The organism is Mesoterricola sp. JemC181 (assembly GCF_055384585.1).
The window spans coordinates 3,371,135-3,394,675 of sequence record NZ_AP045076.1 but is presented as its reverse complement, the minus strand read 5'-3'; the positions used below and the strand labels follow the sequence as shown (position 1 = coordinate 3,394,675).

The following is a 23,541-nucleotide window of genomic DNA, read 5'->3' as shown; positions in this document are numbered from 1 at the left end:
CTATGAACTCGCAACTTCAGAAACAACTGTTGATCGGTGGCCTGGCGGGCTTGATGCTGGCCATCCTCATCGTCTTCTTCCTGGGCGGCAAGCGGGACGAGCTTGCGGGCCTCAAGCTGGTCAACCAGGGGCTCCAGGCCGACGTGGCCAAGGGCTACGCCCTCAAGGCCAACTACGAGAAGCTCAAGGCCGAGGTCGTCGAGCAGGAGAAGGTAATTGATGAGCTGATCAAGATCATGCCCACCGATGCCGACCGGGGCGAGCTCCCCTACCGTGTCAAGAAACTGGCGGACACCGCCGGCATCGAGCAGGTCTCCTTCACGCTCATGGCTCCCGTGGCCAAGGACTACTACACGGAATACCCGGTCCAGTTCACGTTCCGCGCGGGCTACCACACCCTCGGGCAGTTCTCCTCCCTGATCTCCGGCTACGAGAAGATCATCAATCTCAGCGAGATGGCCTTGAAGCGGGAGAGCAACCGCAGCCTGTATCCCGTCTCCGTCACCTGCAAGGTCAGCGCCTTCGTATACAACCCGGCCCCACCGCCTCCTCCGGCGGGCACGCCGCAGCCGAAACCGGCACCGGCACCGGCCAAGAAAGAAACGGGAGACTGAGACCATGGCACGGATCGCATACATCCTCCCCGCCTTGGCGCTCGGCCTTCAGCTTTGCGCACAGGGAACGCCTCCCAAGGAAGGTGCCAAGGGCCGCGCGGAATCCGTCGCGACTCCGGCCCTTTCCGCCAACCAGGGGATCAATCCCGACGAGCTGATCGCCGTCCGAGCGACCCCCTACAGGCCCACCCTGCAGCGGGACCCCTTCTCCGCCCCCACCGATGCGGAGCAGACCAACAAGGGGGACATGGTGGACGATATCGGCGTCAAAGGAATGGTGGTTTCCAACGGCAAGGTCTTGGCCGTGGTCACCGATGCCCGCGGGAACGTCCGTTCCCTGCCCATCGGGTATCGGTTCCGGGACGGTGAACTGGTCGGCGTCAACGACAAGTCCGTCACGTTCCATCAGTGGGATGCCAGCAGCACTAACACCAAAATCTTCCGAACCGTCGTCAAGACGTTCAAACGCGAGGAGGGTAAACGATGAATGCTCGCCTGAGTTCCTTGCTGGTCGCAGGGGGCGTGGTACTGGCGGGGATCCAATCCGGATCTCTCAACGGAGCCCTCCCTGATGCTGGCACCAACGCCGCCATCGCAACGCTTGCCGGGGCGAGCATGCAGCCGGGTGCCATCCAGGTGCTGAAGCTCAGCATCCCCGGATTCACCGGCGTTCCGCGCCTCCAGGTGCTGCCCAACCCGTCCCGGGTCGTTGTGGACCTCCCGGGGGTCAACCGCGGGGACAAGGTCACCCGGAAGGACATGCAGGGACTCGCGTGCCCCCAGATCCTCCGCTCCCGGCTGGCGCAGTTCGCCACGGCGCCGCAGCCCGTCACCCGCATCGTCCTCGAAGTGGTGCCCGGAACCCAGGCCACCGTGACCAGCGACGGCACGGGCGTGAGCATCACCCTCGATTCCGGACAGGGCGCGGTCCGCGCCCAGCTGGGAACCCAGGTGACGGTCGCCCCCGCGGCGCCCGTGCCCATGGAGACCGAGGCCGTTGCCGCCAGCCTGGCCGCCCTTCCCCAGACGCCCGCCCTGCCCGAGCGCGCGGCCCCCCAGGCCGTTGCCCAGCCCGCCGCGCTTCTGGCCGCTGCGGCTCCCGTCGAGCGCGCCGCCTACGTCGTGACGGAAGAGGCGCCCGCCGCCGCCCCCGTTCCGCCGCCGGCCCCGATCGTCCTCAAGGAGGAGGCCCCCAAGGTCGCCGCCAAGCCCGCTCCCCTCGTCCCCGTCCCGGTGGTCGGCGCGCCCTTCCAGGCCCTGCCGTCCCTGGCCGTGCAGTCCGTCCTGCCGACCGCCCTGGCCCAGGAGAAGGCCGCCCCGCGCCGCGAGGAATCCCGCAGCGGCCGCACCCTCGGGGATGTCTCCGGCCGCTACACCGGCGCCCGCATGACCATCGACGTGGTGGGCACCGACCTCACCAGCTTCCTGCGCATCATCGCCGACACGGCCCACCTGAACCTCATCGTGGATCAGGACGTGCAGGGCATCTACACGTTCAAGTTCACCGACACCCCCTGGGACCAGGTCCTGGACGTGATCCTCAAGCACGCCGGGCTGGGCAAGGAAGTGAGCAACGGCATCATCCGCGTGGCCAAGATCGAGAAGCTCCAGAAGGAGGAGGAGGACCGCAAGCGCCTCGACGACGCCAAGTCCCTCGCCGGCGACGTCCAGAGCATCACGCGGCCCCTGTCGTTCGCCAAGGCCTCCGAGTCCAAGACCATCCTCGACAAGATGCTCACCAAGCGCGGCGGCATCATCGTGGACGACCGCACCAACACCCTGATCATCACCGACCTGCCCAGGAACCTCCCCATCCTCGACGATCTCATCGCCCAGCTGGACGTTCAGATCCAGCAGGTGCAGATCGAGGCCCGGGTGGTGGAAGCCTCCAAGAACTGGGAGAAGGACTTCGGCGTCAAGTGGCCCACGTCCAACACCGGCAGCGCCGCCATCACCACCGGCGGGACCACCGCCGCCCCCTGGGGCAGCACCAACGGCCCCTCCTGGAACAGCATCAACAACCTGGCCACCACGGGCAATGCCGCCACCGTGGCCTTCTCGCCAGGCGCCACGAACGTCACCGACATCGCCAGCCCCGCGGGCGAGTTCTGGGTCTCCTTCCTCAGCAACCGCATGAGCGTTAACGTCATCCTCCAGGCCCTGGAAAAGCAGGGCGTGGTCAAGATCGTCTCCTCGCCCAAGGTGGTCACCCAGAACAACAAGAAGGCCAAGATCCTCTCCGGCGCGAAGATCCCCTATCCCGCCCAGCAGACCGGCGTGAGCGGCGGCGCCATCGCGGTGCAGTTCGCCGACGCCAACCTGGAACTCGAGGTCACCCCCCAGATCACCAACGACGGCACCATCCTCATGGACATCAAGGTGGAGAAGGCCGACGCGGACTTCGGGCAGCTGGTGGGCACCACGCCGACCATCACCCGCAAGGCCGTGGAGACCCAGGTGCTCGTGAAGGACGGCGGCACGGCCATCATGGGCGGCGTCTACAAGAACAACTCGACCCAGCAGTCGACCGGCGTGCCCTTCCTCAAGGACCTGCCCCTCATCGGCTTCCTGTTCCGCAACAAGATCAACAAGGACAGCAACGACGAGCTGCTGATCTTCATCACCCCCCGCATCCTCAAGAACTAGTTCCCGGGGAGGCACAAGGAAAGGGGCCCGCGAGGGCCCCTTTCCTTTGCCCCGGCGCCGGCCTACTTGCCGATGGGGAGGGTGCGCACGAGCCGCTTGCAGGTGTTGCAGAGGATCGTGTACGTGTCGGGCTGTTCGAAGTGGTATTTGAAGCCGGGCCCTTCCATGGGGGCCTGGTCGACCTTTTCCAGGCGGCCGAAGTGGTATTCGGCGATGCGAACGCTCTGGGGGACGGTGAGATCAGCGCCGCAATTGGGGCAGGAGATGGCAGCCATGCTTGCTCCTCGAGGGATGTTGAAGGGAAGGACGAAATTTCTACCTGATCAAAAGGTACCAGATGACGTAGCCCGCGAGGCCGAGAAAAAGCAGGCCCGCCACGACCCGGAGGATCACTTTCCCGATTTTATAGGCAACCCAGAGCAGCAGGAGCAGCAGAATGACCGCGATGACGGTCTGGGTCGTGGTCATGGGAGGAAGGTGCTGGGGGGCGGGCGGGGGGTGGGGAATCACGGTTCGGCTCCTTGATATCTGATTCACTCATGATGGCCGGGCAGGGGATATGATGGGGGTTCCTGGTACCATGGAATCTTCCCCGCACCGGTTCTGTGCCCCGGATGTGACCCTTTCGCCGTCTGCAGGAACATCCCCTTCATGCTCATCGATTATGCTGCCATCACCCACGTCGGCCGGGTGCGGAAAAACAACGAAGATGCCTATCTGGTGAGCGCCCTGGATGGGGATGAGCCCCTGGTGAACGGTTTGGGGCCCATGCCCAACACCTGCCACGCGGGGATTCTCGCCGCGGTGGCCGACGGCATGGGCGGCGCGGCCTCCGGCGAGATCGCCAGCCGCGAGGGGCTTGCGTCGGTGGCGGTGAACCTCTTCGGTCACTGGGGGCGGTTCCCGGCCCACCTGGCCAACGAGATGGGCCTCCTCAAGGCCCTCAAGCAGGCCGTGGAGGGCGCCTCCAGCGCCGTCCTGCGCTACGCGGACGCCGAGCGCTCCAGCCGGGGCATGGGCTCCACCCTCACCGCCGCCGTCATCTGGAAGGGCCATGCCTACGTGGCCCAGGTGGGCGACAGCCGGGCCTACGTCTACCGCAAGCCCAACCTGGTGCAGATCACCGAGGACCAGACCCTGGTGCGCGAGATGATCAGCAACGGCAGCATCACCGCCGAGGAGGCCAAGACCCACCCCCAGCGCAGCATGATCACCCAGGCCCTCGGCGCCCCCGTGCCCATCCGGGCCGTGCTGAGCCGCGTGGCGCTGCGGCGCGGGGACCGCCTCCTGCTGTGCTCGGACGGCCTCCACGGCGAGATTCCCGACGAGCACCTGGCCCTCCTGCTGTCCCGGGGCGATCCGGCGAACCTGACCCTGGAGGCCATGGCGCAGGAAGCCCTGGCCCGGGGCGGGCGGGACAACCTCACGGGCCTGCTCCTCACCCTGGACGACCCCGGCCTCGCCATGCCCAACCTCTACGAGCCCGTGCGCATCGTGGAGCCGCAGCTCTCCTCGGACCCGCTCCTGGCCAACGAGGACACCCATCCCAACCAGCCCATCATCAACCGTCTAGGCCGTTTCTTACGAGGGAACACATGAGCCTTATCCAAGGAACCCTATCCCTCAGGCGCTTCCTGGTCCTGGGGCCCGTCCCCTCCGAGCAGGAGCTCCACGAGGGCCTCAGCCAGCACTGCTTCCGGCCCTTCGAGGACGGCCTCGAGGAGGAGCGCATGGGCTGGTGCGACTGGCGCAACCTCCTCATCCTGCCCCCCGACCGGGACTGGGTGATCCAGGAGCGCTTCGCGGTCTTCGGCCTGCGCATCGACTCCCGCAAGGTGCCCGGCGCCCTCCTGAAGGCCCAGGTGGACCTGCGGCTGCAGACCCTGCAGAAGGAGAAGGACCTGGCCTTCGTGGGCCGCGAGGCCCGCACGTCGCTGGCCGAGGAGGTGAAGGTGGACCTGCTGCTCAAGGTGCTGCCCACCCCCAAGGTGGCCGAAGTGGCCTGGGACCTCAAGGGAGGCATGCTCTGGACCACCGCCTCCTCCTCCAAGACCCAGTCCGCCCTCTTCGAGCTCTTCATCAAGTCCTTCGGCCTGGAGCTGCAGCCCCTGGCGCCCCTGCTTCTCGCCGGGCGCATGCTGCCCCACATCTCGGTGGACTCCCTCATGGCCCTCGATCCCCTCGACCTCACGCTGGAGAATGCATGAAACCCATGGAACTCATTGAACAGGGCCGGTTCCTCGGCGAGGAGTTCCTGCTCTGGCTCTGGATGCGCGGCCTCAAGGAAGGCGGCGTCAGCGGGCTGGACGGGGACCAATCCGCCTGCTTCGTGGACGACGCCATGCAGCTGGTCACCGAAAGCGGCGACGTCAAGGAGCTGAGCCTTCGCAAGGGCAACCCCGCCGAGAGCCGCGAGGCCTTCGAGGCGCTGTCCCGGGGCATGCGCCCGGCCAAGGCCAAGGTGCGCCTCCTGTCCGGCGACATGGAGTGGACCTTCACCCTGGGCGCCGCGGGGCTGGAGATCAGCACCATGAAGCTCCCCCCGACCCAGGCCAAGGACCCCCAGGGCCGCATCGCGGACCGGCTCTTCCTGCTCGAGGAGGGCACGTCCCACCTGGAGCGGCGCTTCCAGGCGTTCCTGGAGGCCCGGGCGCAGGATCCCGAGGGCATGGCGGAGACCATGCGGGAGTGGATCCGCGGATCCCTGGCCGGCATCTCCGGCGAAGAAGTGCCATGGGAGGGCTGAAGGCGCTTGCCTTCGCCGCCGTCGCAGGCATCGTGGCCCAGGCGGCCCCGGCCACGGCGGAGGTGAAGGCCAGGCTCCCCAAGGGCGGCTCCGCCCGGATCCGCCTCGCCTTCCGGCAGGGGGTCCAGGTCGAGGCCACGCGCCTTCCCCGGAAGTTCCTGACGGTCCGCAGCGGCCCCTGGGCCTCCTACTTCGACCTCACGCCCGAAGGCAGGCTCTGGGCCCTCCACGCCCTGTTCCCCGAGGACCGCTGGACCACGACCGAAGTGCGCCACAAGGTGCGCTGGCCCGAGCTGGAGTCCGTGTGGCTCATGTCCGCGCTCTTCGTGGGCCACGGCCAGCACTACGACAAGCTCCAGGCCGCCAACCCGGCCCGTCCCGAGAAGCTGCGGCTGGGCGACGTGTGGGTGATCCCCCGCACCCTCCTGGCCCGGGAGCTGGGCGGCAGGGGCCAGGCCAAGGTGGACCGCAGCCAGCCCGAGGACGGCCTGGACGACGAGGCGCGGGTGGCCGCCTACCGCGCGCTGCTCACCTTCGGCGAGGACCGCCAGGGCAAGTTCGCCGCCTACCACCTGCGCAAGGGCGAGGCCCTCTACACGGCCGTGGTGATGCGCTACACGGACCAGGTGGACCCCAAGGGCGTGAACGACCTGGCGCTGGCCATCGCCAGGCGCAGCGGCATCGAGGAGGTGCGGGCCATCCAGCCCGGCCAGGTCATCAAGATCCCCCTGGAGCTCCTGGCCGACCCCTTCCAGGCCGAAGGTTCGGTGGCCCTGGCCGAGGAGCGCGAGGTGCGCGCCGAGGTGCGGCGCACCACCGTGGCGGAGGCCGGCCCCCGGCTCAAGGGCATCCGCATCGTCCTGGACGCCGGCCACGGGGGCGTGGACAAGGGCGCCGCCGCCAACGGGGCCTGGGAGTCCGATTTCGTCTACGACATCGCCATGCGCGTGCGCAGGCTCCTGGAGCAGGACACGGAGGCCGTGGTGTCCAGCACCATCCGCTACCCCAGCATCGGCTTCAAGGTGCGCGAGAGCATCACCCGCCCGACTCCCGACGCCGAGATCCTCACCACGCCGCCCTTCGCCAACGACGGCGAGAGCCCCAACGCCGTGAGCGTGCACCTGCGCTGGGTGCTGGCCAACGACCTCTTCGCGGGCTTCTGCCGCACCGGGGACGCACGGAAGACGCTCTTCATCAGCTTCCACGCCGACAGCCTCCACCCCTCGGCCCGGGGCACCATGGTCTACGTGCCCGGGGCGTCGGGCGTGCCCTCCAGCTTCGCCCTGGGCGACCGCCGCGCCGCCCGGGTGAAGGAGATGAAGGTCGGCTCCCGCGTGGCCTTCTCCGCCCGGGAGCGGCTGCAGTCCGAGGCCCGCAGCCGCCTCTTCGCCGAGGCCCTCCTGAAGGCCCTGGGCCTCGACGACCTCCCCGTCCACGGCAACCGCCCCATCCGCAACGTCATCCAGCGCTCCGGCAAGAGCTTCGTCCCCGCCGTCATCCGCTACAACGCCGCGGCCACCAAGGTGCTCGTGGAGGTGGCCAACCTCACCAACGAGGACGACGTGGAGAACCTCAAGGACCCCGCCTTCCGGGAACGCTACGCCGAGGCCGTGGTGAACGCGGTGAAGGCCTTCTACCGGAGCTGACGTGAAAGTCTTCGCTCGGATCAACACCATCGGGTGGGCGCACCTCTGGACGTCCCGGGAAGCCTACGAGGACGGCGAGGCGTCGGTGCACTTCTTCAATTCCCGGATCGATCCGCGGTGGAAGGAGCTGGCGCTCACGGAGGACCAGCGGGCCCGGCTGGAGGCGGGTGAGCTGGTGGAGATCGAGGATCCCGGGTACCTGGAGGGGGAGGGGTAGAAGGGATCTTCCTCAGAGCCCCAGGCGCTTCTCCAGCGAGGTCCGCTCGTTCTTGAACCCGGCCACCTCCCGGGCCTCCTTCAAGGTCGCCAGGGCGGTTTCCTGCTGGCCCAGCCTGGCCTGGCAGGTGGCCCGCATGAGGGCCACCCAGCCGCGGTTGGCCTCGGTGGGATTGACGGGGTACAGCGCCAGGGCGGCCCGCCACTCGCCGGCCCGGGCCTTGTGGTCCGCGGCCAGGAGGACCAGGGGCTCCCTGTCCGGGCCCTTCTCGGGGGCCCGGGCCTGCCAGGACTCGATGTCCTTGGCGCGGGCCTCCGCCTTCTCCCCCTCCTCCAGGGGGCGGCAGAGGTAGAGCATGAGGGCCTGGATGCGCTCGGGGCCGGGGCGGGCCTTGAGGAGGGCGGGGCGGGCCTCCTTCCACTGGCGCAGGGAGACGGTGGCCTGGGCGCGCAGAAGGCTTTCATGGGGGCCTTCGGCCTTGGCGGGGAGCAGCGCCAGGGTGGCCTCGGGATCCGTGCCGGCGCCCAGGCCCTCCAGGGCGGCCTTGGCCAGGGCGGGCTGCTCCTTGGCGGGGACGGCGCGGGCCATGGCGCGGGATGCCTCGGGCAGGCCCTTGCGGGCCAGGGCGCGCGAGAGTTCGACGCGCTGGGCGGGGGTGAGGGAGAGGATGCTCTCGGCGTCCAGGACGGGCAGGAGGCGCTGGGGCTCCTTCTTCTCCAGGCACTCCCGGACGAGGCCCCGCACGGCCTCGGCCCGCAGGTCGGCCACGGGCTTGGCTTCGCCCGGAAGGGGCTTGGCGGCCCGGAACTGGCCCACCGTGTCCAGGGCGGCCTGCCAGTGGCCCTCCTTGACCGCGATGCGCAGATTGATCATGAGGGCCCTGCGGGTGGCGTCCTCCTTGCCCCCGGCCTTCTTCACCCGGGCCAGGAGGGCCTGGGCGTCGGGGTAGCCCTCGGCGTCCTTGGGCGGCAGGGAGCCGTCCGACAGCAGGGTGGCCAGGGCCATGCGGGCCTCGTCGGCCTCGGGGGAGGCGGGCTTGTCCTCGATGAGCTTCTGGAAGGTCTTGGCGGCGTTGCGGGAATCGCCCGTGGTGCCCAGGAGCTTGCCCCAGGCCAGGTTCAGGCGGGTAAGGTAGGCGCCCCGGGGATAGAGCTTGCGGTAGTCGGCCAGGACGCCTTCGGCCTCGGAGCGCTTCTCCCCGGCGCACAGGGCCTCCATGATGCCCACCAGGCCCTTCTCGGTGGGCTTGGCGGTTCCCAGCGGCTTGAGGGAACGCACGGTGTCGAGGCCCTCGGCGGCCCGGCCCTGGTCGGCCAGGCACCAAAGGTACATCTCCTGGCACCGGCGCAGCGTCTCGGTCGGGAGGTCGGCGCCCAGGGCCTTGTTGAGGCGGGACTCGGCCTCCTTGGGCCGGCCGTGGTCCAGGGCGGCCTGGGCCATGGCGGGCTGGGCCTCGGGCAGGAAGGAGGAGTTGGGCCAGGTGGCCTCGAGCTTGTGGAAGGAGACGGCAGCGCGGGCGGTATCGCCCAGGCGGTCCTGGAGGAAGCCCTGGGCGAAGAGGACCGTCTCCCGCTCCTTGGCGTAGGTGCTCTTGAAATGGAAGCCGTCCAGCTGGTCCAGGACCTTGCGCTGGAACTTCTCGTCGCTGGAGGCCATGGCCTGGCGCGCCAGGGTCTCGGCCTGTTCATCCGTCATGCGCCCTTTGGGCGCCTTGGGTTCCGCCGCGCCCGCGGCAAGGGCCACCACCAGGAGGGCGGCGGTGAGGCCTCTCACGGCTTCCACCCCGCCAGGAGGGCCTTGCGGGCGGCATCGAACCGCTCCTGGTCCAGGACGCCCTTGGCCCGGAGGTCCTTGAGCAGCTGGAGGCTGCCCGATTCGGGGGTGCGGGGGTCCATGCGCTGGGCCAGCATCTCCATGCGGCCCTGGATGGCTTCCAGCCGGCCGATGCGCTCCTCCAGCTCCCGCACCCGGACCTTGAGGTCGTCCCGCTCCCGGATGAGGTGGGCCCGCTCCACGATGCGCCGGAGGGTCTGCCGGAACGCCTCGATCTGGAGGGGCTTGTTCACGAGGCCGTAGGCGCCCTTGTCCATGGCCTCCGTGGCCTCCCGCACCGTGCCGTAACCACTGAGCACCAGGACGGTGCAGCTGGGGTTCCGGGCCAGGGCGGCCCTGAGCACGTCCATGCCGGTCTTGCCGGGCATGACCAGGTCTGTAAGTACAAGATCGTAGGGCGGATGCGCCTTGCCGAGTAGTTCGTCGGCCTCTTCGCCGGAGGAGGCGGGGGTCACCAAGAAGCCTTCGGCCGTCAGGAGTTCCTGCAGGGTCTCCAGGAGGATGAGGTCGTCATCCACCAGGAGGAGGCGCTGGGGGGGGAGATGGGATGGGATGATGGGGGGTGGCACGTGGGTTCACCGAAGCTATATCTATTGTTTCGGATGGGGACGGCGCGGACCCAAGTTTTTTTTTCCTAATATTGATTAGGCCCTCATGCGGCGCCTTTGAGGCGGTACACATAGGCCAGCACCTGGGCCACGGCCTGGTAGAGTTCGCCCGGAATGGGCTTGTCCAGGTCCACGTTGTGGTAGATGGCCCGGGCCAGCGGCGGGTTCTCCACGATGGGCACGCCGGACTCCTTGGCCCGCTCCCGGATCTTGAGGGCGAGGTGGTCCACGCCCTTGGCCACGAGGATGGGGGCGGCGGTGGTGGGGTCGTAGCGCAGGGCCACGGCGAAGTGGGTGGGGTTGGTGATGACCACCGAGGCCTTGGGGACCTTGGACATGATCCGGCGCATGGCCGCGGCGAATATCAGGGACTTCTGCTTGCCCTTGATCTCCGGGTTGCCTTCGGAGTCCTTGGCCTCGTCCTTCACCTCCTGCTTGGTCATCTTCATGCCCTCCTCGTGCTGGTGGCGCTGGTACAGGAAGTCCCCCGCGGCCAGGGCGATCATCACGAGCATGATGTCGCGGTAGAGCAGGAAGATGGTCTGCCGGAAGTACTCCAGCGCCTGGGCCATGGGGTAGGTCATGGTGGCCAGGATGGCGGGGAGGCGCGGCACGACCACCAGGTAGGCCACCCAGGCCACGATGAGGAACTTCAGGATGCTCTTGAGGAGGTTGGCCACGGACTGGGGGGAGAACAGCTTCTTGAAGCCCGAGGCGGGGTTGAGCTTGTTGAATTTCGGGACCAGGAGCTTCATGTGGAAGCTGAAGCCGTGCTGCATGAACTGGTTGGCGAGGGCCAGGAGGAAATTGGCCACCAGGAAGGGGCCCAGGATCCTGCCGACCATCTGGAGCAGGCTGAGCGCCAGGGCATGGAGGTTGTTCTCCACGAGGAAGCCGGCCTGCCCGGACTTCCTGAGGATGAAGGTCATGGAGGCGGCGAGCCCGCCGACGGTGGCCGCGCCCAGGGACAGGAAGAGGAAGAAATTGGCCCAGAGCATGATCGTGGCGTCCAGGTCCGCCACGCGGAGGATCGAGCCTTCCTCCTTGGCCTTCTGCCTGCGTTTGGGTGTCGCCTTCTCGGTCCTTGAGGGATCAGCCATGGCTCACCAGCAGCCGCAGGGCCTCCCGGGGCGCGGCCTCCAGGAGGGGCCCGACCCAGGGGGAGAACTCCCGCAGGATGATGCCCAGGAGGATGAGGCCGATGGCGATCTTCAGCGGGAACGTGAGGGTGATCAGGTGGAGCTGGGGCATGAACTTGCCCGCGATGCCCGCGATGAAGTCGACGATGAAGAGCGTGAAGAGCACCGGAAAGGCCAGCTGGAAGCCCTTCACGAGGATCTGGCCCATCAGGACCACCACCAGCTGCGGATTGACGGCGAGGGTCCCGCCCATGGGGAGGATGCGGTAGCTCTCCACCAGGGCCCGGATCATCTGGTGGTGGAGGCCCGAGACGAGGATGAGGAGCATCGTGACCTGGTTGAGCAGCGATCCCGAGACGGCCACGGGGTGCGCGCTCACGGGATCCAGGAACTGCACGAAGGAGAACCCCATCTGGGTGTCCATGAGCTGGCCGGCGAAGGAGACCATGTCCACGATCCAGCTCACGGCCAGGCCCATGAGGAGCCCCGCGGCGAGCTCGGTGACCATGACCCCGGTGAGGTCCCACATGGTCTCCACCGGCGCCCGGGGGGCGCCCGCCAGGGGGGTGATGATCGCGGCGAGGAGCACCACCAGGGCCACCCGGGCCTGGAGGACCACCCGCGCCTGCCCGAAGCCCGGCATCGTGGCCAGGAGCCCGGTGAGCCGCACGATGGTGAGCATGAACACGAGGACCCTGGCCTGGGTGAAGACCCAGAGCGCGGGGTTCCCGAGGAGGGAGGGCATCAGTTGAGCGCCTTGATGACGCCGTTCCACTCCGTGAACATGCGCGTGGTGAAGTGGAGCAGGAGCCGCATCATCCAGGGGAAGCACAGCACCACGGTGGCCATGACGGCCACGACCTTGGGCACGAAGGCCACGGTCTGGTCCTGCAGGCTGGTGACCACCTGGAAGACGGAGATGGACAGGCCCACGATCATGGAGACGATGAGGGCGGGCCCGGCGACGTAGAGGGCCGTCCTCAGGGCGTCCCGGGCGATGTCGACGATGACGAGTTCGTTCATGCTCTCTTCTCCATCAGCCCGTGAACCCGCGCACCAGCGAGCCCACGATGAGGTACCACCCGTCCACCATCACGAAGAGCAGGATCTTGAACGGCAGGGAGATGACCACCGGCGGCAGCATCATCATGCCCATGCTCAGCAGGATGGAGGCCACCACCATGTCCACGATGAGGAACGGGAGGAAGATCATGAAGCCGATCTCGAAGGCCGTCTTGAGCTCCGAGATGAGGAAGGCCGGCATGAGCACCTCCATGGGGACGTCGGCCTTGGTCTGGGGCGTGGGCGCCTTGGCGATGCCCAGGAACAGGCCGATGTCCTTCTTCCGGGTGTGCCTGAGCATGAAGACCTTCAGGGGGGCGGCGGCCTTGTCCAGGGCCTGGTCCACCGTGAGCTCGTTGCGGTTCAGGGGCTGCAGGACGGTGGTGTTTATCTCGCGCCCCACGGGCGCCATGATGAAGAAGGAGAGCACCAGGGCCAGGCTGATCAGCACCTGGTTGCTGGGGGTGGAGGCCGTGCCCATGCCCTGGCGCATGAAGCCCAGCACGATGATGATGCGGATGAAGCAGGTCGTGGTCATGAGGATGGTGGGCGCCAGGGTGAGCACCGTCAGGAGCAGCACCGCCTGGAGGGTGGCGCTCAGGGCCGGACCCTGGGGGGCCTTGCCGAAGTCGACGGTCACGCTGGGCAGGCTCGCGGGGGCCTGCTGGGCGTGGAGGGCCGCCCCGGCCAGGAGAAGGAGAAGCAGTACGGGCCAGAACCTTCTCACGGCTTCTCCCCCCGCATCATGGCTTCCACGTCCCGCACGGCCATGGGCGTGGCGATGTCGGACTCGCGGGCCAGGGCCTGGGCGAAGTCCGCGGGGCCCCCGGCCTCCACGCTGTCCAGGCGGGCCAGGAGGGTGACGCCCTGGGGGCCGAGGGCGATGAGGAACTTCTCGTCGTCGGCCCGGAGGATGGAAACGAAACGGCGGTCGCCCAGGGCCAGGGTTTCCTCGACGTTGAGGCGGGCGCCCCCGCTGCCGGGAAGCCGCTTGGCCCCCCACCTGCGGAAGGCCCACAGCCCGCCGCCGGCCAGGCCCAGCACGATGAACATGGATCCCAGTGCCCGCCAGCCTGACGGTGCGCTGGCCTGGTCCCGGCCCTGCGTCGGTTTACCGTCATCCGGCACATATTTCTCCTGCAGGGCCCGCTCGGAGGGGCCCGGCGCCGGCGCCTGGGCCAGGGCCCACGGCCCCGACACCAGGAGGATTCCAGACAGGATGAGGCCTTTGATCGACACGACGGACTCCCGACACAGCGGCAGGAGGGTGCGACGGCCGTGCCAATACGGAAAAGAGGCCGGCAAGCCGGCCTCTTTCCAACGCGTTTGGTTCAGGCTACTTGGCGGGGACTTCCACTTCCACGGCCAGTTTCCAGCCGCCGGCGGCCTTCTTCCAGATGTGGACGTAGTTGGAGGTCTGGGGGCCGGAGGGGTCCTTGCGGGTCAGGGTGCCGCGGGAGTATCCCAGGTCGCCGCCGCCGGAGATGACGGCCTCGGTGGGCTGGAAGGTCACGGCATAGGGGTCCAGGTAGCGCTGCAGGCTGCCGGCGCCCTCGAGGGGGAAGCGGCCCTTGCGGTAGAGGCGGACGTTGGCGTCGACGCGGGCCTTGTAGGCGTTCTGGATGTTCTTGGCGGCCTCCTCCCCGAAGGCGGTGTCCAGGGCGGTGAGCTCGCTTGAAGCGGTGGGGCTGACGGAGGGAGCGGCAGGCAGGGCGGCGGTGCTGCGGGGCAGGGCGGCCGGGGCGGGCAGTTCGCTGGGATCGGGGGTGGAGACGCCGATGTCCAGGCGGACCTTCCAGGGGGAGCCGGCGTCCCGCTGCCAGATGCTCACGAACCAGCCGTAGGAGGCGTCCGGGGCGTCCTTGGAGCTCCTGAAGGTGTAGGGGCCCGTGGAATAGCCCAGGTCGCCGGCGGCGGAGGTCTCGACGCGGATGGGGAACCACAGGAGGGAGGCGCCCATCTCCAGCTGGGTGCCGTAGTAGGCCAGGCCGTTGACGGCCCGGGGGATGAAGACCAGCCCGTCCTTGTGGAAGGCGCCCATGAAGGCGGCCCGGATGCCGTCCTTGGCGGACTGGTCCGTGAAGGCGTATTCCGCCGCCACAAGGCTTTGCGCTGCGGGCGTGAGGGCCGGCCCGGTCTGGGCCACGGCTGAGGCTAGGACGAAGGTGAGGGGCAGAAGCAGCATCAAAAACTCCACAAAAGTTCGGTAAGTGGATGATACCGCCAAGGCCCTATCCTGTTGGTTACAACTTTCCCCGGGGCCCGCCCATGCTACCCGCCGTCATCCTTGCCGCAGGCGCCTCCCGGAGGCTGGGCCGGCCCAAGCAGCTGGAGCGCTACCAGGGGGAGTCCCTGCTCCGCCGGGCCGTGGCCGCCGCGGGCGCCTGCGGCCCGGTGGTGGTGGTGACCGGCTGCCGCGCAGAGGAGATCGAAGGGGAGCTGCGGGGCCTTGCCGTGCGGGTGGTCCACAACCCGGGCTGGGAGGAGGGCATGGCCAGCTCCATCCGCGAGGGGGTGCGGGCCCTGGGCGAGGGGGCCGAGGGGGCCCTCTTCCTGGTGTGCGACCAGCCGGCGGTGGACGCCGACCTGGTGGGGAGGCTCCTGGCCCGGTGGCGCGGAGCGCCCGTGGCCTGCGCCTACGGGGGCGTCCGGGGCATCCCCGCGATCCTTCCGGCCCGGGCCTTTCCCCAGCTCCTGGCCCTCGCAGGCGACACGGGCGCCCGGGGCCTGCTCCAGGGGGACGACGTGGTGGAGGTCCCTTTTCCCGAGGGGGCGTGGGACGTGGACGAACCCGGGGACCTCTGACGATGCCATGAGGCCCCTCGTTGCCGGTTGCTCGTGCGGATGGCCGGACCGATCCTGAGGGTCCGGAGGTCCCCCATGCGTCCGGCGACCCTCGGCCTGCAGGGGGGCCTCCTGGTGCGGCTGACGCGGCGGCTGCAGTTCAGGGCCGGGGTGGAGGCCGCCTCCACGATCCTGGATTCCGCCACCACCCGGTGGCAGGCGGGAATCACCTATGCCTTCCAGGTTCCCCTGGGCCATACTTCACCCACGAACCCAATGAGGTGAAGGCCCCAGGAGGCGCGATGCACGCACTCGTCGTCCATGCCCATGAAGAGCCGCATTCCTTCAACGGGTCCATGACCCGTGTGACCCAGGACGCCCTCCAGGCGCTGGGCCACACCGTGACCGTGTCCGACCTCTACCGCATGGGGTTCAAGGCCGTGGCTGACGGCGAGGATTTCCTGGAGCGCCGGGACAAGCACTACCTCAAGCGGCAGCTCGAGGAGAAGGCGGCCCTGGAACTGGGCACCCTCGCCCCCGACATCGTCGCCGAGCAGCAGAAGCTGCTGGCCGCGGATCTGGTGATCCTCCAGTTTCCCCTGTGGTGGTTCTCCATGCCCGCCATCCTCAAGGGCTGGGTGGACCGGGTGATGGCCATGGGCTTCGCCTACGGCGGGGGCATGCGGTACGACGAGGGCGGCCTGAAGGGGCGCAGGGCGATGCTCTCCATCACCACCGGCGGCCCCGAAGGCGCCTATTCAGAGTTCGGCCTCAACGGGGCCATGGACCGGATCCTCTTCCCCATCCAGCACGGAATCCTCTACTTCTGCGGCCTGGAGGTGCTTCCGCCCTTCGTGGTGTGGGGCCCGGCCCGTCTCACCGACACCGGGCGCCTGGCCGAACTGGAGCGCTGGCGCCGGCACCTGGCGGCGCTGGACACGCTGGAGCCCATCCCGTTCCATCCCCTGGCGCACTACGACGAAGGCATGCAGCTGAAGGCGGAATACCGGCAGGTCAGCTCCGGGGAATAGGCATCCCGTGCATGCGCAGGAACGACAGCTTGTCCCAGTACCCCCGCTGGAACACGATCCTGTCCTCCACCACGCGGAAGAACCCGCACCCCCTCAGCCCGAGCGGATCGCGCCACTCCAGGATGGCCCACTCGCCGTCCTCGAAGATGTTCTCCACGATGCAGATCATCTCGGCGGCCCGGAAGCCCTCGGCGAACATCCTGCGGATGGCCTCCCGGCCCTCCACGGGGGCCTCGGCGACCTGGTGGTTCACGGCGTCCTCGGCGTAGAACGCGGCCAGGCCGTCGGGGTCGGCGCGGTTGAAGGCCTTCGCCCAGGCCATGACGAGTTCCTTGGGACGCATGGGATGTCTCCTTCCGGGATTATACAGCCGGTTCCCGGCGCCAGGCCCAGAGCAGGGCGATGGCCGCGGCCAGCACCAGCACGCCGGAGACGCTGGCCTCCAGGCCGAATGCGCCGCCGGTCACCCATTCGGGGCGCGCCTGGAGCACGGGGTGGAGCCATCCCCTGGACGCGCCGGTGCCGCTGACGCTGAAGCCGAAGACGCTGCCCTGGGCCCAGTTCCAGCCCAGGTGGATCCCCACGGGCAGGGCGAGGCTGCGGGTGCGCAGGTAGGCCAGGCCCAGGAGGACGGCGGCCATGGCGATGTTGAGGGTGCCCCAGACGCGCGCGCTCCCGTGCATGCCCTGGTTGCCCCAGTGGGCCAGCGCGAAGAGGGCGGCCAGCACCAGCTGGGCGCCCCAGGGCCCCAGGCCGTCCACCATCCGCTGGAAGCAGAAGCCCCGGAAGAGGCTCTCCTCGAAGAGGGCGACCAGGAGGAAGGAATAGAAGCCGTAGCCCAGGACCCGGAAGGCGCGGTGGGGATCCAGCTCGAAGCGCACGCCGCCGGCGGCCCAGGTGAGCCCCGCGGCCGCGGCGATGAGGACCACGCCCAGCGCGGTGCCCCAGGCCAGTTCCGCCAGCCACCGCCGGTCCAGGCGCCAGCCCAGGTCGGCCAGGCGCTCCCGGCGGCGCCGGGTGACGGCCCAGGCCGCGGCGAGGGTGACCAGGAAGGGGATGGGCTCGAACCAGGCCCGGCCGACCCCGAGGCGCTTCAGGAACCGGGCCCCGGTCCCGAGGACCACCGACGCCACGATCAGGAGTGCGAGGTAGATGAGGATCCACCATCCGTTGCGCAGGCTGCCGCGCTCGTCGAAAAAGATCCGCCTCAAGGCCGGCTCCTCTGGAAAAAGGGCGGGAGCGCGGTTCCCCGCGTTCCCGCCCCGGACCTGCGTCGTGACGGACTACTTGATGGTGAGGTTCCGGGCCTGCATGAGGTTGCCCACGGCCTGCTCCAGGGCCGTGACGACCTTGGCGTAGTTGATCTGGGCCTGCAGCTCGGCGCTCTTGGCGTTGTCGAGGTTGGTCATGACCTGCAGGACGACGAAGTTGGTGCTCATGCCGTTCTCGAACTTCTTCTGCTCGGCCTCGAGGTTCTTCTGCTGGTAGTAGCGGGTCTTTTCCGCGGCCTTCACGCCCTTCTCGGCGGCCTCGACGTTGCGCACGGCGGTGCGGACCTGGAGGGTGATGCTCAGCTCCTGGTCCCGCAGGCTCAGCTCGCTGCTGCGAAGGCTGGCGCGGGCGGCGGACAGGTTGCCCTTGGCGGCGCGGTTCTGGATGGGCATGGAGAACTGGAGGCCGACGGTGTAGCCGGGATACTTGGCGCCGGTCAGGTCCTTGTTGACGGGACTCAGCGAATCGTAGTTGTTGGAGTTGCCGGTGTAGGTGCCGAAGGCGGAGAGCGTGGGCAGGGTCTTGTTCTCGGCGACCCTGGCGTTGAGCTGGGCCACTTCCTTGCCGATGCGGGCGGCCTTCAGCTCCACGCGGCGCTCGAGGGCCATCTTCACCGCGGCGGCCTCGTCGAGCTGCGTGTGGGCGAGGGTGGGGGAATCGGTGCTGTCCAGGGAGGTGGGACGCTCGGCGTTGGGATAGAGCGAGCGGATGAGGGCGTCCTTGGCGTTGGCGAGCGAGGCCTCGGCGGCGATGATGTCCTGCTCGGCCTGGGCCACCTGGGCCTCGGCGCTGGTCACGTCGATGGGCGCCATGGTGCCCACCTGCATGCGGATCGTGTTCTCCTTGAGCTGCTTCTGGGCCAGCTCGAGGGACACCTTCTTGTTGGCCAGGTAGCGCTCGGCGTAGACGAGATCCCAGTACTGGCCCTCGGTGCTGGCGACGAGGTTGATGATGGCCAGCTGGAACGTGTAGTCCGCGGCCTGGGCGTTCTTCTGGGCCACGACCATGGGGGCGGTGGTGACTTCCCGGCCGAAGCCCGCCAGGAGGTTCTGGCTGTAGGTCGCGGAAAGGGCGCCGGTGTAGGGGTAGGAATTGCTGGAGGGGACGTCGGGCGTGCCCAGGGTCAGCCCGCGGTAGTAGCTGTAGACCGGGGCGTACTCGAACTTGACGCTGCCGCCCCACACGAAGGCCTTGCCCACGTCCACGGTCAGGCTGCGGCCGTAGGAGGTGTACTGGGAGGCCACCGCCGTGGAGGAGCCCTTGAACAGGGGCGAATTGGAGGCGGTGTCGATGCGGGAGGACTGGGCCTGTCCCGAGAGGTTCCAGTCGAAGACGCCCTGGCTGGTCAGGTAGCCGGACTGGGTCTGCTCGCGGGCCTGCCGGGCGATGTCCACCTGCAGGTTGTTCTGCAGGGAGATCTGGATGGCCTCCTGGAGGCTGAGGTGCTTCCCTTCGGGAGCCGGGGTCTGGGCCACCAGGCTGTAGCACATTGCGAAGACGGGGACCATGGAGGCACGAACCATCACCACTCCTTAGGTGTCAAATGGATGAAACTCGATCAATCGGCATACGAACAAGAATAGAGCGGGTTTAGCCGCAACCCTATCTGAGCATGAACGGCCGGGAGGCCAAGGGCAAGGGGTATTTCACCGGGTGTTGAAATAGGCCGGGTCCCCGTAGGAATGGAGGGGGCCGACGGGAAAAGGTTTAGGGAACCGGCGCCCCGAGTTGCTTGCGGAGGCGGCGGAGGGCGGCCTTGGAGCCCTCCCACATCATGAGGTCGTGGGCCTCCTGGAACCCGCACCAGCGGTATTCGCTGTGCTCGTCCAGGGCCAGCCGCACCTGCGCGCCGGGCTCCACTTCCATGTGGAAGCAGATCTCCCGGTTGAACCGGGGGGGGCCGGAGGGGAGGCCCAGGATGGAGGGGTCCATCCAGAAGCTGTGGGTGAAGGCCATGTCGGTGAGGGTGCCCGTGAGGCCCGTCTCCTCCAGCAGCTCGCGGTGGGCGGTGGCCTCGGGGGCCTCCCCCGGCTCGATCATGCCGGTGACGCTGGACCACCAGAGGCCCTGGTCGGGGTTGCGCAGCATGACCAGGATCTCCACCCCGGCGGGGCTCCGGCGCCAGGTGAGGGCGGAGACGCTGCGGCTGGGGGCCGGCGCGGGCTGCACGTCCAGGCCCAGGGTCGCGGCCATGTGGGCCTGGAGGCTGTCGGCGGCCTGGTCCCAGGTGGGGGCGGCGTCCCCCAGAAGCGAGGCCAGGGAGCACACGCCCTTGTCGGTGATGCCGCAGGGCGTGATCCAGCGGAAATGGGCCAGGTCAGGGGCGACGTTGAACGCGATGCCGTGGGTGGCGATCCAGCGGTTGAGGTGGATGCCCAGGGCCCCCAGCTTCTCCAGGCCCCTGGGGGTCTCGACCCACACGCCGGGGAAGCCCTGGAGCCGGTCGGCCTTGACGCCGAAATCGGCGGCGCACCGGATCATGGCCTCCTCCAGGCCCCGCACGAGCCGCCCCACGTCCTCGCGGCCCCCCTTGAGGTTGCAGATGGGGTAGACCACGACCTGGCCCGGGCCGTGGTACGTCACCTGGCCGCCGCGGTCGGTCTCGAAGACCTCCACGCCGCGTTCCTCCAGGAAGGCGTCGGTCACGTGGATGTCCTGGCGGGTGGCGTTGCGGCCCAGGGTGAAGACGGGGTTGTGCTCGAGCACGAGGATCTGGTCGGGCCGGGTGCCGTCCTTGACGTACTCGGCCATGGCCTTCTGCATGCGGAGCCCCGCGGCGTAGAGCACGTGGCCCAGACGTCGGAACTGCGCGGGTCTGGATTGGGTGAAACCGATTCCTGTCATCTCTTCAGACTAACATCAGAGGGAGAGATCGTCGTCGGCCAGGGCCTTCTCGGTCTGGGCCCTCCGGTAGGCCAGGAGGCGCTCCCGGAGGCCCGGGTCCCCCAGGGCCAGGATGGCCGCCGCCAGCAGCGCGGCGTTGGTGGCCCCGGCCTTGCCGATGGCCAGCGTGCCCACCGGGATGCCCGCGGGCATCTGGACGGTCGACAGGAGGGAATCCATGCCGTCCAGGGCCCACCCCTTCATGGGGACGCCCAGCACCGGCAGGTGGGTCTTGCCAGCGCAGACGCCGGCGAGGTGGGCGGCGCCGCCGGCGGCGGCCACCAGGACCCGGATCCCCCGGCCCTCGGCGTCCAGGACGTAGTCGATGACCTTGTCGGGGGTCCGGTGGGCGGAGGCGACGTGGGCCTCGAAGGCCACGCCCAGCGCGGCCAGGGTGCGCGCGGTCTCCTTCATCGTCTCCCAGTCGGACCTGGATCCCATGAGAATGCCCACGAGGGGGTTGGCTGATTGCATTGGCGCTCCTTGACCAGGGAAAACCATTATCATGGGGGTATGGATCCAATGAACATCTCTTTGGGGGACATCCCCCTCCGCACCATCCTCATCGTGGATGATGATGCGATCGTGCGCAGGTATCTGGAAGCCCAGCTTTCGAGGCTCGGGTGCCGGCTGGCCTTCGCCGAGGATGGGGTGGAGGCCATGGCCCGCATCGAGGAGGACCGGCCCGACCTGGTGCTGCTGGACATCGTCATGCCGGGCCTGGACGGGTTCGAGGTGTGCCGCCGCATCAAGGGCAGCCTCGCCACGCAGCACATCCCCGTCATCCACTTCACCTCGCTGGGCCAGGAGGCCAAGGAGCGGAGCTTCGAAGCGGGCGCCGATGATTTCCTCAACAAGCCGCTGAACATCGTGGAGCTGCGGAGCCGGGTGCGCAGCCACCTCCTGATCCAGAGCCTCCAGGAGGAGCTCAAGGCCAACCAGGGCATGCACCGCGCCTGGCGCTGGGAGGAGCAGCCCAAGGCCCGGATCCTGGCGGTGATCGCCGACATCGACCTGCGGGAATGGGTGGTGGACAAGCTCCGCACCCAGGGCCACGACGTGCTGTGGGCCGACTCGCTACGCGCGTGCCTGGACAGCATGGGGCAGGGGCTGCCCGATCTCATGGTCATCGACCACCAGCTGCCCGACGGCGCCGCCGGCGACTTCGTGGGCCACCTGCGGAATTTCGCCAAGAGCCGCGACCTGCCGGTCCTCATGCTCTGCTCCCGCGAGGCCATGGAGCGCAAGCAGGTGGGGGGCGACGCGGGCCCCATGGACTACCTCGTCGTGCCCACCAACGGCACGGAGATGCGCGTGCGCGTGGACGTGCTGCTGCGTGAGGGCCGCCTCCTGGCGGGCCGCAGCGCCGACCGCATCGGGCTGGAGCGGGATCTGCTCGTGGACCCGCCCACCGGCGCCTATTCGGAGGCCTTCCTGGAGGCCCACCTCACCCTCGTGCAGGGCTGGCTGGCCAAGGCCCACCAGCCCCTGTCCCTGCTGGGCGCGGGCTGCTACCAGCAGGTCGCGGGGTGGCTCGAGGCCAAGGAGCACATGGTCCGAAGCGCCCGGTTCCTGAGCGCCGGCCTGAGGCAGGGCGAGGCCCTCTGCAGGGTGGCGGACCGCACCTTCGTGCTGCTCCTGCCCGGCACCGACGCCAAGGGGCTGGAGGAGCGCATCCAGGCCCTGTACAAGAGCGGCTTCACCGGGACCCTGGCCGGGCTCCCGGTGCCCCCCGGCGCCTCCGCCGGCACCGTCCTGCGCGGTCTCGCCCAGGTCCTGCAGAAGGGCCAGGGCTCCACGGCGATCCTTTGAAGGTCCTGGTGGCCGGAGGCGGGGCCGCGGGCATGATCGCGGCCTGGCGCGCCGCCGCCGCGGGCTGCGAGACCACGCTCCTGGAGGCCAACGACCGCCTGGGCATGAAGATCCGCATCAGCGGCGGCGGAAAGTGCAACATCACCCACGACGGTCCCATGGCCGCGGTGCTGGCGGCCTTCCCCAAGGCGCAGGCCCGCTTCCTGCGCCCGGCCCTGCACGCCTTCACCAACCAGGACGTGCTGGACCTCCTGGCCCGGGAGGGCGTGCACGCCCAGGCCCGGGACAACGGCCGCGTGTTCCCCGTGGACGGCCCGGGATCGGCCGCCAAGGTCACCGCCGCGTTCGAGGCCGTGGTGCGCCGCGCCGGCGTCCAGGTGCGGCTGGGGGCCCGGGTGCGGGCCCTGGAGGGGGAGGCGCCGGCCCTGACGGCCCTGGTGATGGAGGACGGCACCTGGCTCCGGGCGGACCGCTTCATCCTCGCCACAGGCGGCGCCAGCTATCCCAGGACCGGCACCCGGGGCGAGCTCCTGGCGGCCCTGGGGGCCCTGGGCGTGCCCGTGAGCCCCTGGTTCCCCGCGCTGGCGCCCATCCCCCTGCGGACCCCGCGGCCCGAATGGGAGGGCGTCGCCCTGCGGGAAGGCGCGCTCGTGCTCAAGGCGGGGCCGGGGGGCAAGGTCCTGGACCGGTTCAGGGGCGACATCCTCTTCACCCGGACCGGCATCTCCGGCCCCGCCGCCCTGGAGCTGAGCCGCCCGGCCGAAGCCGCCCGCAGGGCCGGGGCCGCGTGGCTGGGCTACGACCTGGGCGCCGGGGACGTGGACGGGGACCTGGTGGGGCTCCAGCAGGCCAATCCTCATCTCGCCGTGCGGACCTGGCTGGGCCGCTGGCTCCCGGAGCGCGTGTGCGCGCCGGCGCTGGCGGAACGGGGCATCGGCCTGGATCAGCGGATGAAGGATCTGCCGCGGGCGGCGCGGAAGGATCTGGCGGCGCTGTTGGAGGGCTTTCCGCTGGGGGAGCCGGGGCGGGTGGACCTGGAGAAGGGCGAGGTCTCGGCGGGAGGCGTCCTGCTTTCCGCGGTGGATCCGAGGACGATGGCGGTCAAGGGGTGGGACAACCTGCGGGTCTGCGGGGAGCTGCTGGACGTGGACGGGCCGGTGGGGGGCTACAACCTCCAGGCGGCGTTCAGCACGGGCTTTCTGGCCGGGAGCCCCGGTTGAACGCAGGCCAAGGCCTGCTTTTGTTTCC

The 23,541-nt window shown here is 69.1% G+C and carries 28 protein-coding genes; 13 read left to right on the top strand and 15 right to left on the bottom strand.

Annotated elements, in window-relative coordinates:
• Window positions 1–2: 2 nt before the first annotated feature.
• The 3 genes from ACZ5MC_RS14955 to pilQ all read left to right on the top strand — a co-directional run bounded on the left by ACZ5MC_RS14955 (window position 3) and on the right by pilQ (window position 3,260).
• Window positions 3–614, top strand: coding sequence for a type IV pilus inner membrane component PilO (locus tag ACZ5MC_RS14955; protein ID WP_464516165.1), 612 nt, complete (start codon window positions 3–5; stop codon window positions 612–614).
• Between the two features lie 4 nt (window positions 615–618).
• Entirely contained in the window at window positions 619–1,101 is a 483-nt protein-coding gene (locus ACZ5MC_RS14950) for a hypothetical protein (RefSeq protein ID WP_306601305.1), read from the top strand.
• A 128-nt stretch (window positions 1,102–1,229) separates the two neighbouring features.
• A complete protein-coding gene (gene pilQ, locus ACZ5MC_RS14945; protein ID WP_464516164.1) occupies window positions 1,230–3,260 on the top strand; it encodes a type IV pilus secretin PilQ in 2,031 nt (676 codons plus the stop codon).
• Window positions 3,261–3,322: 62 nt separating this feature from the next.
• Here pilQ and ACZ5MC_RS14940 read toward each other — a convergent pair whose 3' ends face one another.
• Together ACZ5MC_RS14940 and ACZ5MC_RS14935 are read right to left on the bottom strand one after the other, a co-directional pair.
• Entirely contained in the window at window positions 3,323–3,535 is a 213-nt protein-coding gene (locus ACZ5MC_RS14940) for a hypothetical protein (protein WP_306601303.1), read from the bottom strand.
• A 40-nt stretch (window positions 3,536–3,575) separates the two neighbouring features.
• Complete coding sequence (locus ACZ5MC_RS14935) at window positions 3,576–3,770, bottom strand: hypothetical protein (protein WP_306601302.1); 195 nt, start codon at window positions 3,768–3,770, stop codon at window positions 3,576–3,578.
• Window positions 3,771–3,911: 141 nt separating this feature from the next.
• Here ACZ5MC_RS14935 and ACZ5MC_RS14930 point away from each other — a divergent pair, with 141 nt between their 5' ends.
• From ACZ5MC_RS14930 to ACZ5MC_RS14910, 5 genes are read left to right on the top strand one after another with little or no spacing between them, the layout of a single operon-like run.
• The gene (locus ACZ5MC_RS14930) at window positions 3,912–4,859 is read left to right on the top strand and encodes a PP2C family protein-serine/threonine phosphatase (protein WP_306601301.1); all 948 of its coding nucleotides are present in this window, start codon (window positions 3,912–3,914) and stop codon (window positions 4,857–4,859) included.
• On the top strand, window positions 4,856–5,467 hold the full coding sequence (gene rdgC / locus ACZ5MC_RS14925; RefSeq protein ID WP_306601300.1) for a recombination-associated protein RdgC: 612 nt from the start codon (window positions 4,856–4,858) through the stop codon (window positions 5,465–5,467). Before ACZ5MC_RS14930 ends, rdgC begins: the two co-directional genes overlap by 4 nt.
• A complete protein-coding gene (locus ACZ5MC_RS14920) occupies window positions 5,464–6,006 on the top strand; it encodes a hypothetical protein (RefSeq protein ID WP_306601299.1) in 543 nt (180 codons plus the stop codon). The genes rdgC and ACZ5MC_RS14920 overlap by 4 nt, the downstream gene beginning before the upstream one ends.
• Window positions 5,994–7,652, top strand: a complete 1,659-nt coding sequence (locus ACZ5MC_RS14915; protein ID WP_464516163.1) for an N-acetylmuramoyl-L-alanine amidase family protein — start codon at window positions 5,994–5,996, stop codon at window positions 7,650–7,652. Before ACZ5MC_RS14920 ends, ACZ5MC_RS14915 begins: the two co-directional genes overlap by 13 nt.
• 1 nt (window position 7,653) lies before the next feature.
• Entirely contained in the window at window positions 7,654–7,869 is a 216-nt protein-coding gene (locus tag ACZ5MC_RS14910; RefSeq protein ID WP_306601297.1) for a hypothetical protein, read from the top strand.
• A gap of 12 nt (window positions 7,870–7,881) precedes the next feature.
• Here ACZ5MC_RS14910 and ACZ5MC_RS14905 read toward each other — a convergent pair whose 3' ends face one another.
• The 8 genes from ACZ5MC_RS14905 to ACZ5MC_RS14870 all read right to left on the bottom strand — a co-directional run bounded on the left by ACZ5MC_RS14905 (window position 7,882) and on the right by ACZ5MC_RS14870 (window position 14,696).
• Window positions 7,882–9,642 carry a tetratricopeptide repeat protein gene (locus tag ACZ5MC_RS14905; RefSeq protein WP_306601296.1) on the bottom strand — a complete coding sequence of 587 codons (1,761 nt, stop codon included), beginning with the start codon at window positions 9,640–9,642 and terminating at the stop codon, window positions 7,882–7,884.
• A complete protein-coding gene (locus ACZ5MC_RS14900; protein WP_464516162.1) occupies window positions 9,639–10,271 on the bottom strand; it encodes a response regulator in 633 nt (210 codons plus the stop codon). Before ACZ5MC_RS14900 ends, ACZ5MC_RS14905 begins: the two co-directional genes overlap by 4 nt.
• Window positions 10,272–10,354: 83 nt before the next feature.
• Entirely contained in the window at window positions 10,355–11,410 is a 1,056-nt protein-coding gene (flhB, locus tag ACZ5MC_RS14895; RefSeq protein ID WP_306601294.1) for a flagellar biosynthesis protein FlhB, read from the bottom strand.
• Window positions 11,403–12,194: a flagellar biosynthetic protein FliR gene (locus ACZ5MC_RS14890; RefSeq protein WP_306601293.1), complete on the bottom strand. Its 792-nt coding sequence runs from the start codon at window positions 12,192–12,194 to the stop codon at window positions 11,403–11,405. The genes flhB and ACZ5MC_RS14890 overlap by 8 nt, the downstream gene beginning before the upstream one ends.
• Entirely contained in the window at window positions 12,194–12,472 is a 279-nt protein-coding gene (fliQ, locus tag ACZ5MC_RS14885) for a flagellar biosynthesis protein FliQ (RefSeq protein WP_306601292.1), read from the bottom strand. Before fliQ ends, ACZ5MC_RS14890 begins: the two co-directional genes overlap by 1 nt.
• A 13-nt stretch (window positions 12,473–12,485) precedes the next feature.
• Complete coding sequence (gene fliP / locus ACZ5MC_RS14880) at window positions 12,486–13,238, bottom strand: flagellar type III secretion system pore protein FliP (protein ID WP_306601291.1); 753 nt, start codon at window positions 13,236–13,238, stop codon at window positions 12,486–12,488.
• Window positions 13,235–13,750, bottom strand: a complete 516-nt coding sequence (locus ACZ5MC_RS14875; RefSeq protein WP_464516161.1) for a FliO/MopB family protein — start codon at window positions 13,748–13,750, stop codon at window positions 13,235–13,237. Before ACZ5MC_RS14875 ends, fliP begins: the two co-directional genes overlap by 4 nt.
• Window positions 13,751–13,847: 97 nt before the next feature.
• Window positions 13,848–14,696 carry a Cif family virulence factor gene (locus ACZ5MC_RS14870; RefSeq protein ID WP_306601289.1) on the bottom strand — a complete coding sequence of 283 codons (849 nt, stop codon included), beginning with the start codon at window positions 14,694–14,696 and terminating at the stop codon, window positions 13,848–13,850.
• A gap of 83 nt (window positions 14,697–14,779) precedes the next feature.
• On the opposite strand from ACZ5MC_RS14870, the gene ACZ5MC_RS14865 reads away from it, so the two are divergent.
• From ACZ5MC_RS14865 to ACZ5MC_RS14855, 3 genes are all read left to right on the top strand, one after another.
• Window positions 14,780–15,316, top strand: coding sequence for a nucleotidyltransferase family protein (locus tag ACZ5MC_RS14865; protein ID WP_464516160.1), 537 nt, complete (start codon window positions 14,780–14,782; stop codon window positions 15,314–15,316).
• Between the two features lie 75 nt (window positions 15,317–15,391).
• Window positions 15,392–15,580, top strand: a complete 189-nt coding sequence (locus ACZ5MC_RS14860) for a hypothetical protein (protein ID WP_464516159.1) — start codon at window positions 15,392–15,394, stop codon at window positions 15,578–15,580.
• A gap of 17 nt (window positions 15,581–15,597) precedes the next feature.
• Entirely contained in the window at window positions 15,598–16,326 is a 729-nt protein-coding gene (locus tag ACZ5MC_RS14855; RefSeq protein WP_306601286.1) for an NAD(P)H-dependent oxidoreductase, read from the top strand.
• On the opposite strand, the gene ACZ5MC_RS14850 is transcribed toward ACZ5MC_RS14855, so the two are convergent.
• The 5 genes from ACZ5MC_RS14850 to purE form a co-directional block, all read right to left on the bottom strand.
• Window positions 16,310–16,669 (bottom strand): nuclear transport factor 2 family protein, encoded by a 360-nt coding sequence (locus tag ACZ5MC_RS14850; protein ID WP_306601285.1) that lies wholly within the window; start codon window positions 16,667–16,669, stop codon window positions 16,310–16,312. The two genes, ACZ5MC_RS14855 and ACZ5MC_RS14850, sit on opposite strands and share 17 nt — an antisense overlap.
• 19 nt (window positions 16,670–16,688) lie before the next feature.
• Entirely contained in the window at window positions 16,689–17,537 is an 849-nt protein-coding gene (locus ACZ5MC_RS14845; RefSeq protein ID WP_464516158.1) for a lysostaphin resistance A-like protein, read from the bottom strand.
• A gap of 72 nt (window positions 17,538–17,609) precedes the next feature.
• Window positions 17,610–19,121 (bottom strand): TolC family protein, encoded by a 1,512-nt coding sequence (locus ACZ5MC_RS14840; RefSeq protein WP_306601283.1) that lies wholly within the window; start codon window positions 19,119–19,121, stop codon window positions 17,610–17,612.
• A 184-nt stretch (window positions 19,122–19,305) separates the two neighbouring features.
• Window positions 19,306–20,442 carry a lipoyl(octanoyl) transferase LipB gene (lipB, locus tag ACZ5MC_RS14835; RefSeq protein WP_306601282.1) on the bottom strand — a complete coding sequence of 379 codons (1,137 nt, stop codon included), beginning with the start codon at window positions 20,440–20,442 and terminating at the stop codon, window positions 19,306–19,308.
• 15 nt (window positions 20,443–20,457) lie between these two features.
• Window positions 20,458–20,955, bottom strand: a complete 498-nt coding sequence (purE, locus tag ACZ5MC_RS14830; RefSeq protein ID WP_306601281.1) for a 5-(carboxyamino)imidazole ribonucleotide mutase — start codon at window positions 20,953–20,955, stop codon at window positions 20,458–20,460.
• A gap of 48 nt (window positions 20,956–21,003) precedes the next feature.
• On the opposite strand from purE, the gene ACZ5MC_RS14825 reads away from it, so the two are divergent.
• Window positions 21,004–22,293: a response regulator gene (locus ACZ5MC_RS14825; protein ID WP_464516157.1), complete on the top strand. Its 1,290-nt coding sequence runs from the start codon at window positions 21,004–21,006 to the stop codon at window positions 22,291–22,293.
• Window positions 22,290–23,513 (top strand): BaiN/RdsA family NAD(P)/FAD-dependent oxidoreductase, encoded by a 1,224-nt coding sequence (locus ACZ5MC_RS14820; RefSeq protein WP_464516156.1) that lies wholly within the window; start codon window positions 22,290–22,292, stop codon window positions 23,511–23,513. The genes ACZ5MC_RS14825 and ACZ5MC_RS14820 overlap by 4 nt, the downstream gene beginning before the upstream one ends.
• The last annotated feature ends 28 nt before the right edge of the window (window positions 23,514–23,541 follow it).

Bases quoted from the DNA above. Each gene is read 5' to 3' on its own strand.
- ACZ5MC_RS14955 (WP_464516165.1), top strand. From the start codon at position 3: ATGAACTCGCAACTTCAGAAACAACTGTTGATCGGTGGCCTGGCGGGC.
- ACZ5MC_RS14950 (WP_306601305.1), top strand. From the start codon at position 619: ATGGCACGGATCGCATACATCCTCCCCGCCTTGGCGCTCGGCCTTCAG.
- pilQ (WP_464516164.1), top strand. From the start codon at position 1,230: ATGCAGCCGGGTGCCATCCAGGTGCTGAAGCTCAGCATCCCCGGATTC.
- ACZ5MC_RS14940 (WP_306601303.1), bottom strand. From the start codon at position 3,535: ATGGCTGCCATCTCCTGCCCCAATTGCGGCGCTGATCTCACCGTCCCC.
- ACZ5MC_RS14930 (WP_306601301.1), top strand. From the start codon at position 3,912: ATGCTCATCGATTATGCTGCCATCACCCACGTCGGCCGGGTGCGGAAA.
- rdgC (WP_306601300.1), top strand. From the start codon at position 4,856: ATGAGCCTTATCCAAGGAACCCTATCCCTCAGGCGCTTCCTGGTCCTG.
- ACZ5MC_RS14920 (WP_306601299.1), top strand. From the start codon at position 5,464: ATGAAACCCATGGAACTCATTGAACAGGGCCGGTTCCTCGGCGAGGAG.
- ACZ5MC_RS14915 (WP_464516163.1), top strand. From the start codon at position 5,994: ATGGGAGGGCTGAAGGCGCTTGCCTTCGCCGCCGTCGCAGGCATCGTG.
- flhB (WP_306601294.1), bottom strand. From the start codon at position 11,410: ATGGCTGATCCCTCAAGGACCGAGAAGGCGACACCCAAACGCAGGCAG.
- ACZ5MC_RS14890 (WP_306601293.1), bottom strand. From the start codon at position 12,194: ATGCCCTCCCTCCTCGGGAACCCCGCGCTCTGGGTCTTCACCCAGGCC.
- fliQ (WP_306601292.1), bottom strand. From the start codon at position 12,472: ATGAACGAACTCGTCATCGTCGACATCGCCCGGGACGCCCTGAGGACG.
- ACZ5MC_RS14870 (WP_306601289.1), bottom strand. From the start codon at position 14,696: ATGCTGCTTCTGCCCCTCACCTTCGTCCTAGCCTCAGCCGTGGCCCAG.
- ACZ5MC_RS14865 (WP_464516160.1), top strand. From the start codon at position 14,780: ATGCTACCCGCCGTCATCCTTGCCGCAGGCGCCTCCCGGAGGCTGGGC.
- ACZ5MC_RS14860 (WP_464516159.1), top strand. From the start codon at position 15,392: ATGCGTCCGGCGACCCTCGGCCTGCAGGGGGGCCTCCTGGTGCGGCTG.
- ACZ5MC_RS14855 (WP_306601286.1), top strand. From the start codon at position 15,598: ATGCACGCACTCGTCGTCCATGCCCATGAAGAGCCGCATTCCTTCAAC.
- ACZ5MC_RS14850 (WP_306601285.1), bottom strand. From the start codon at position 16,669: ATGCGTCCCAAGGAACTCGTCATGGCCTGGGCGAAGGCCTTCAACCGC.
- ACZ5MC_RS14840 (WP_306601283.1), bottom strand. From the start codon at position 19,121: ATGGTTCGTGCCTCCATGGTCCCCGTCTTCGCAATGTGCTACAGCCTG.
- lipB (WP_306601282.1), bottom strand. From the start codon at position 20,442: ATGACAGGAATCGGTTTCACCCAATCCAGACCCGCGCAGTTCCGACGT.
- purE (WP_306601281.1), bottom strand. From the start codon at position 20,955: ATGCAATCAGCCAACCCCCTCGTGGGCATTCTCATGGGATCCAGGTCC.
- ACZ5MC_RS14825 (WP_464516157.1), top strand. From the start codon at position 21,004: ATGAACATCTCTTTGGGGGACATCCCCCTCCGCACCATCCTCATCGTG.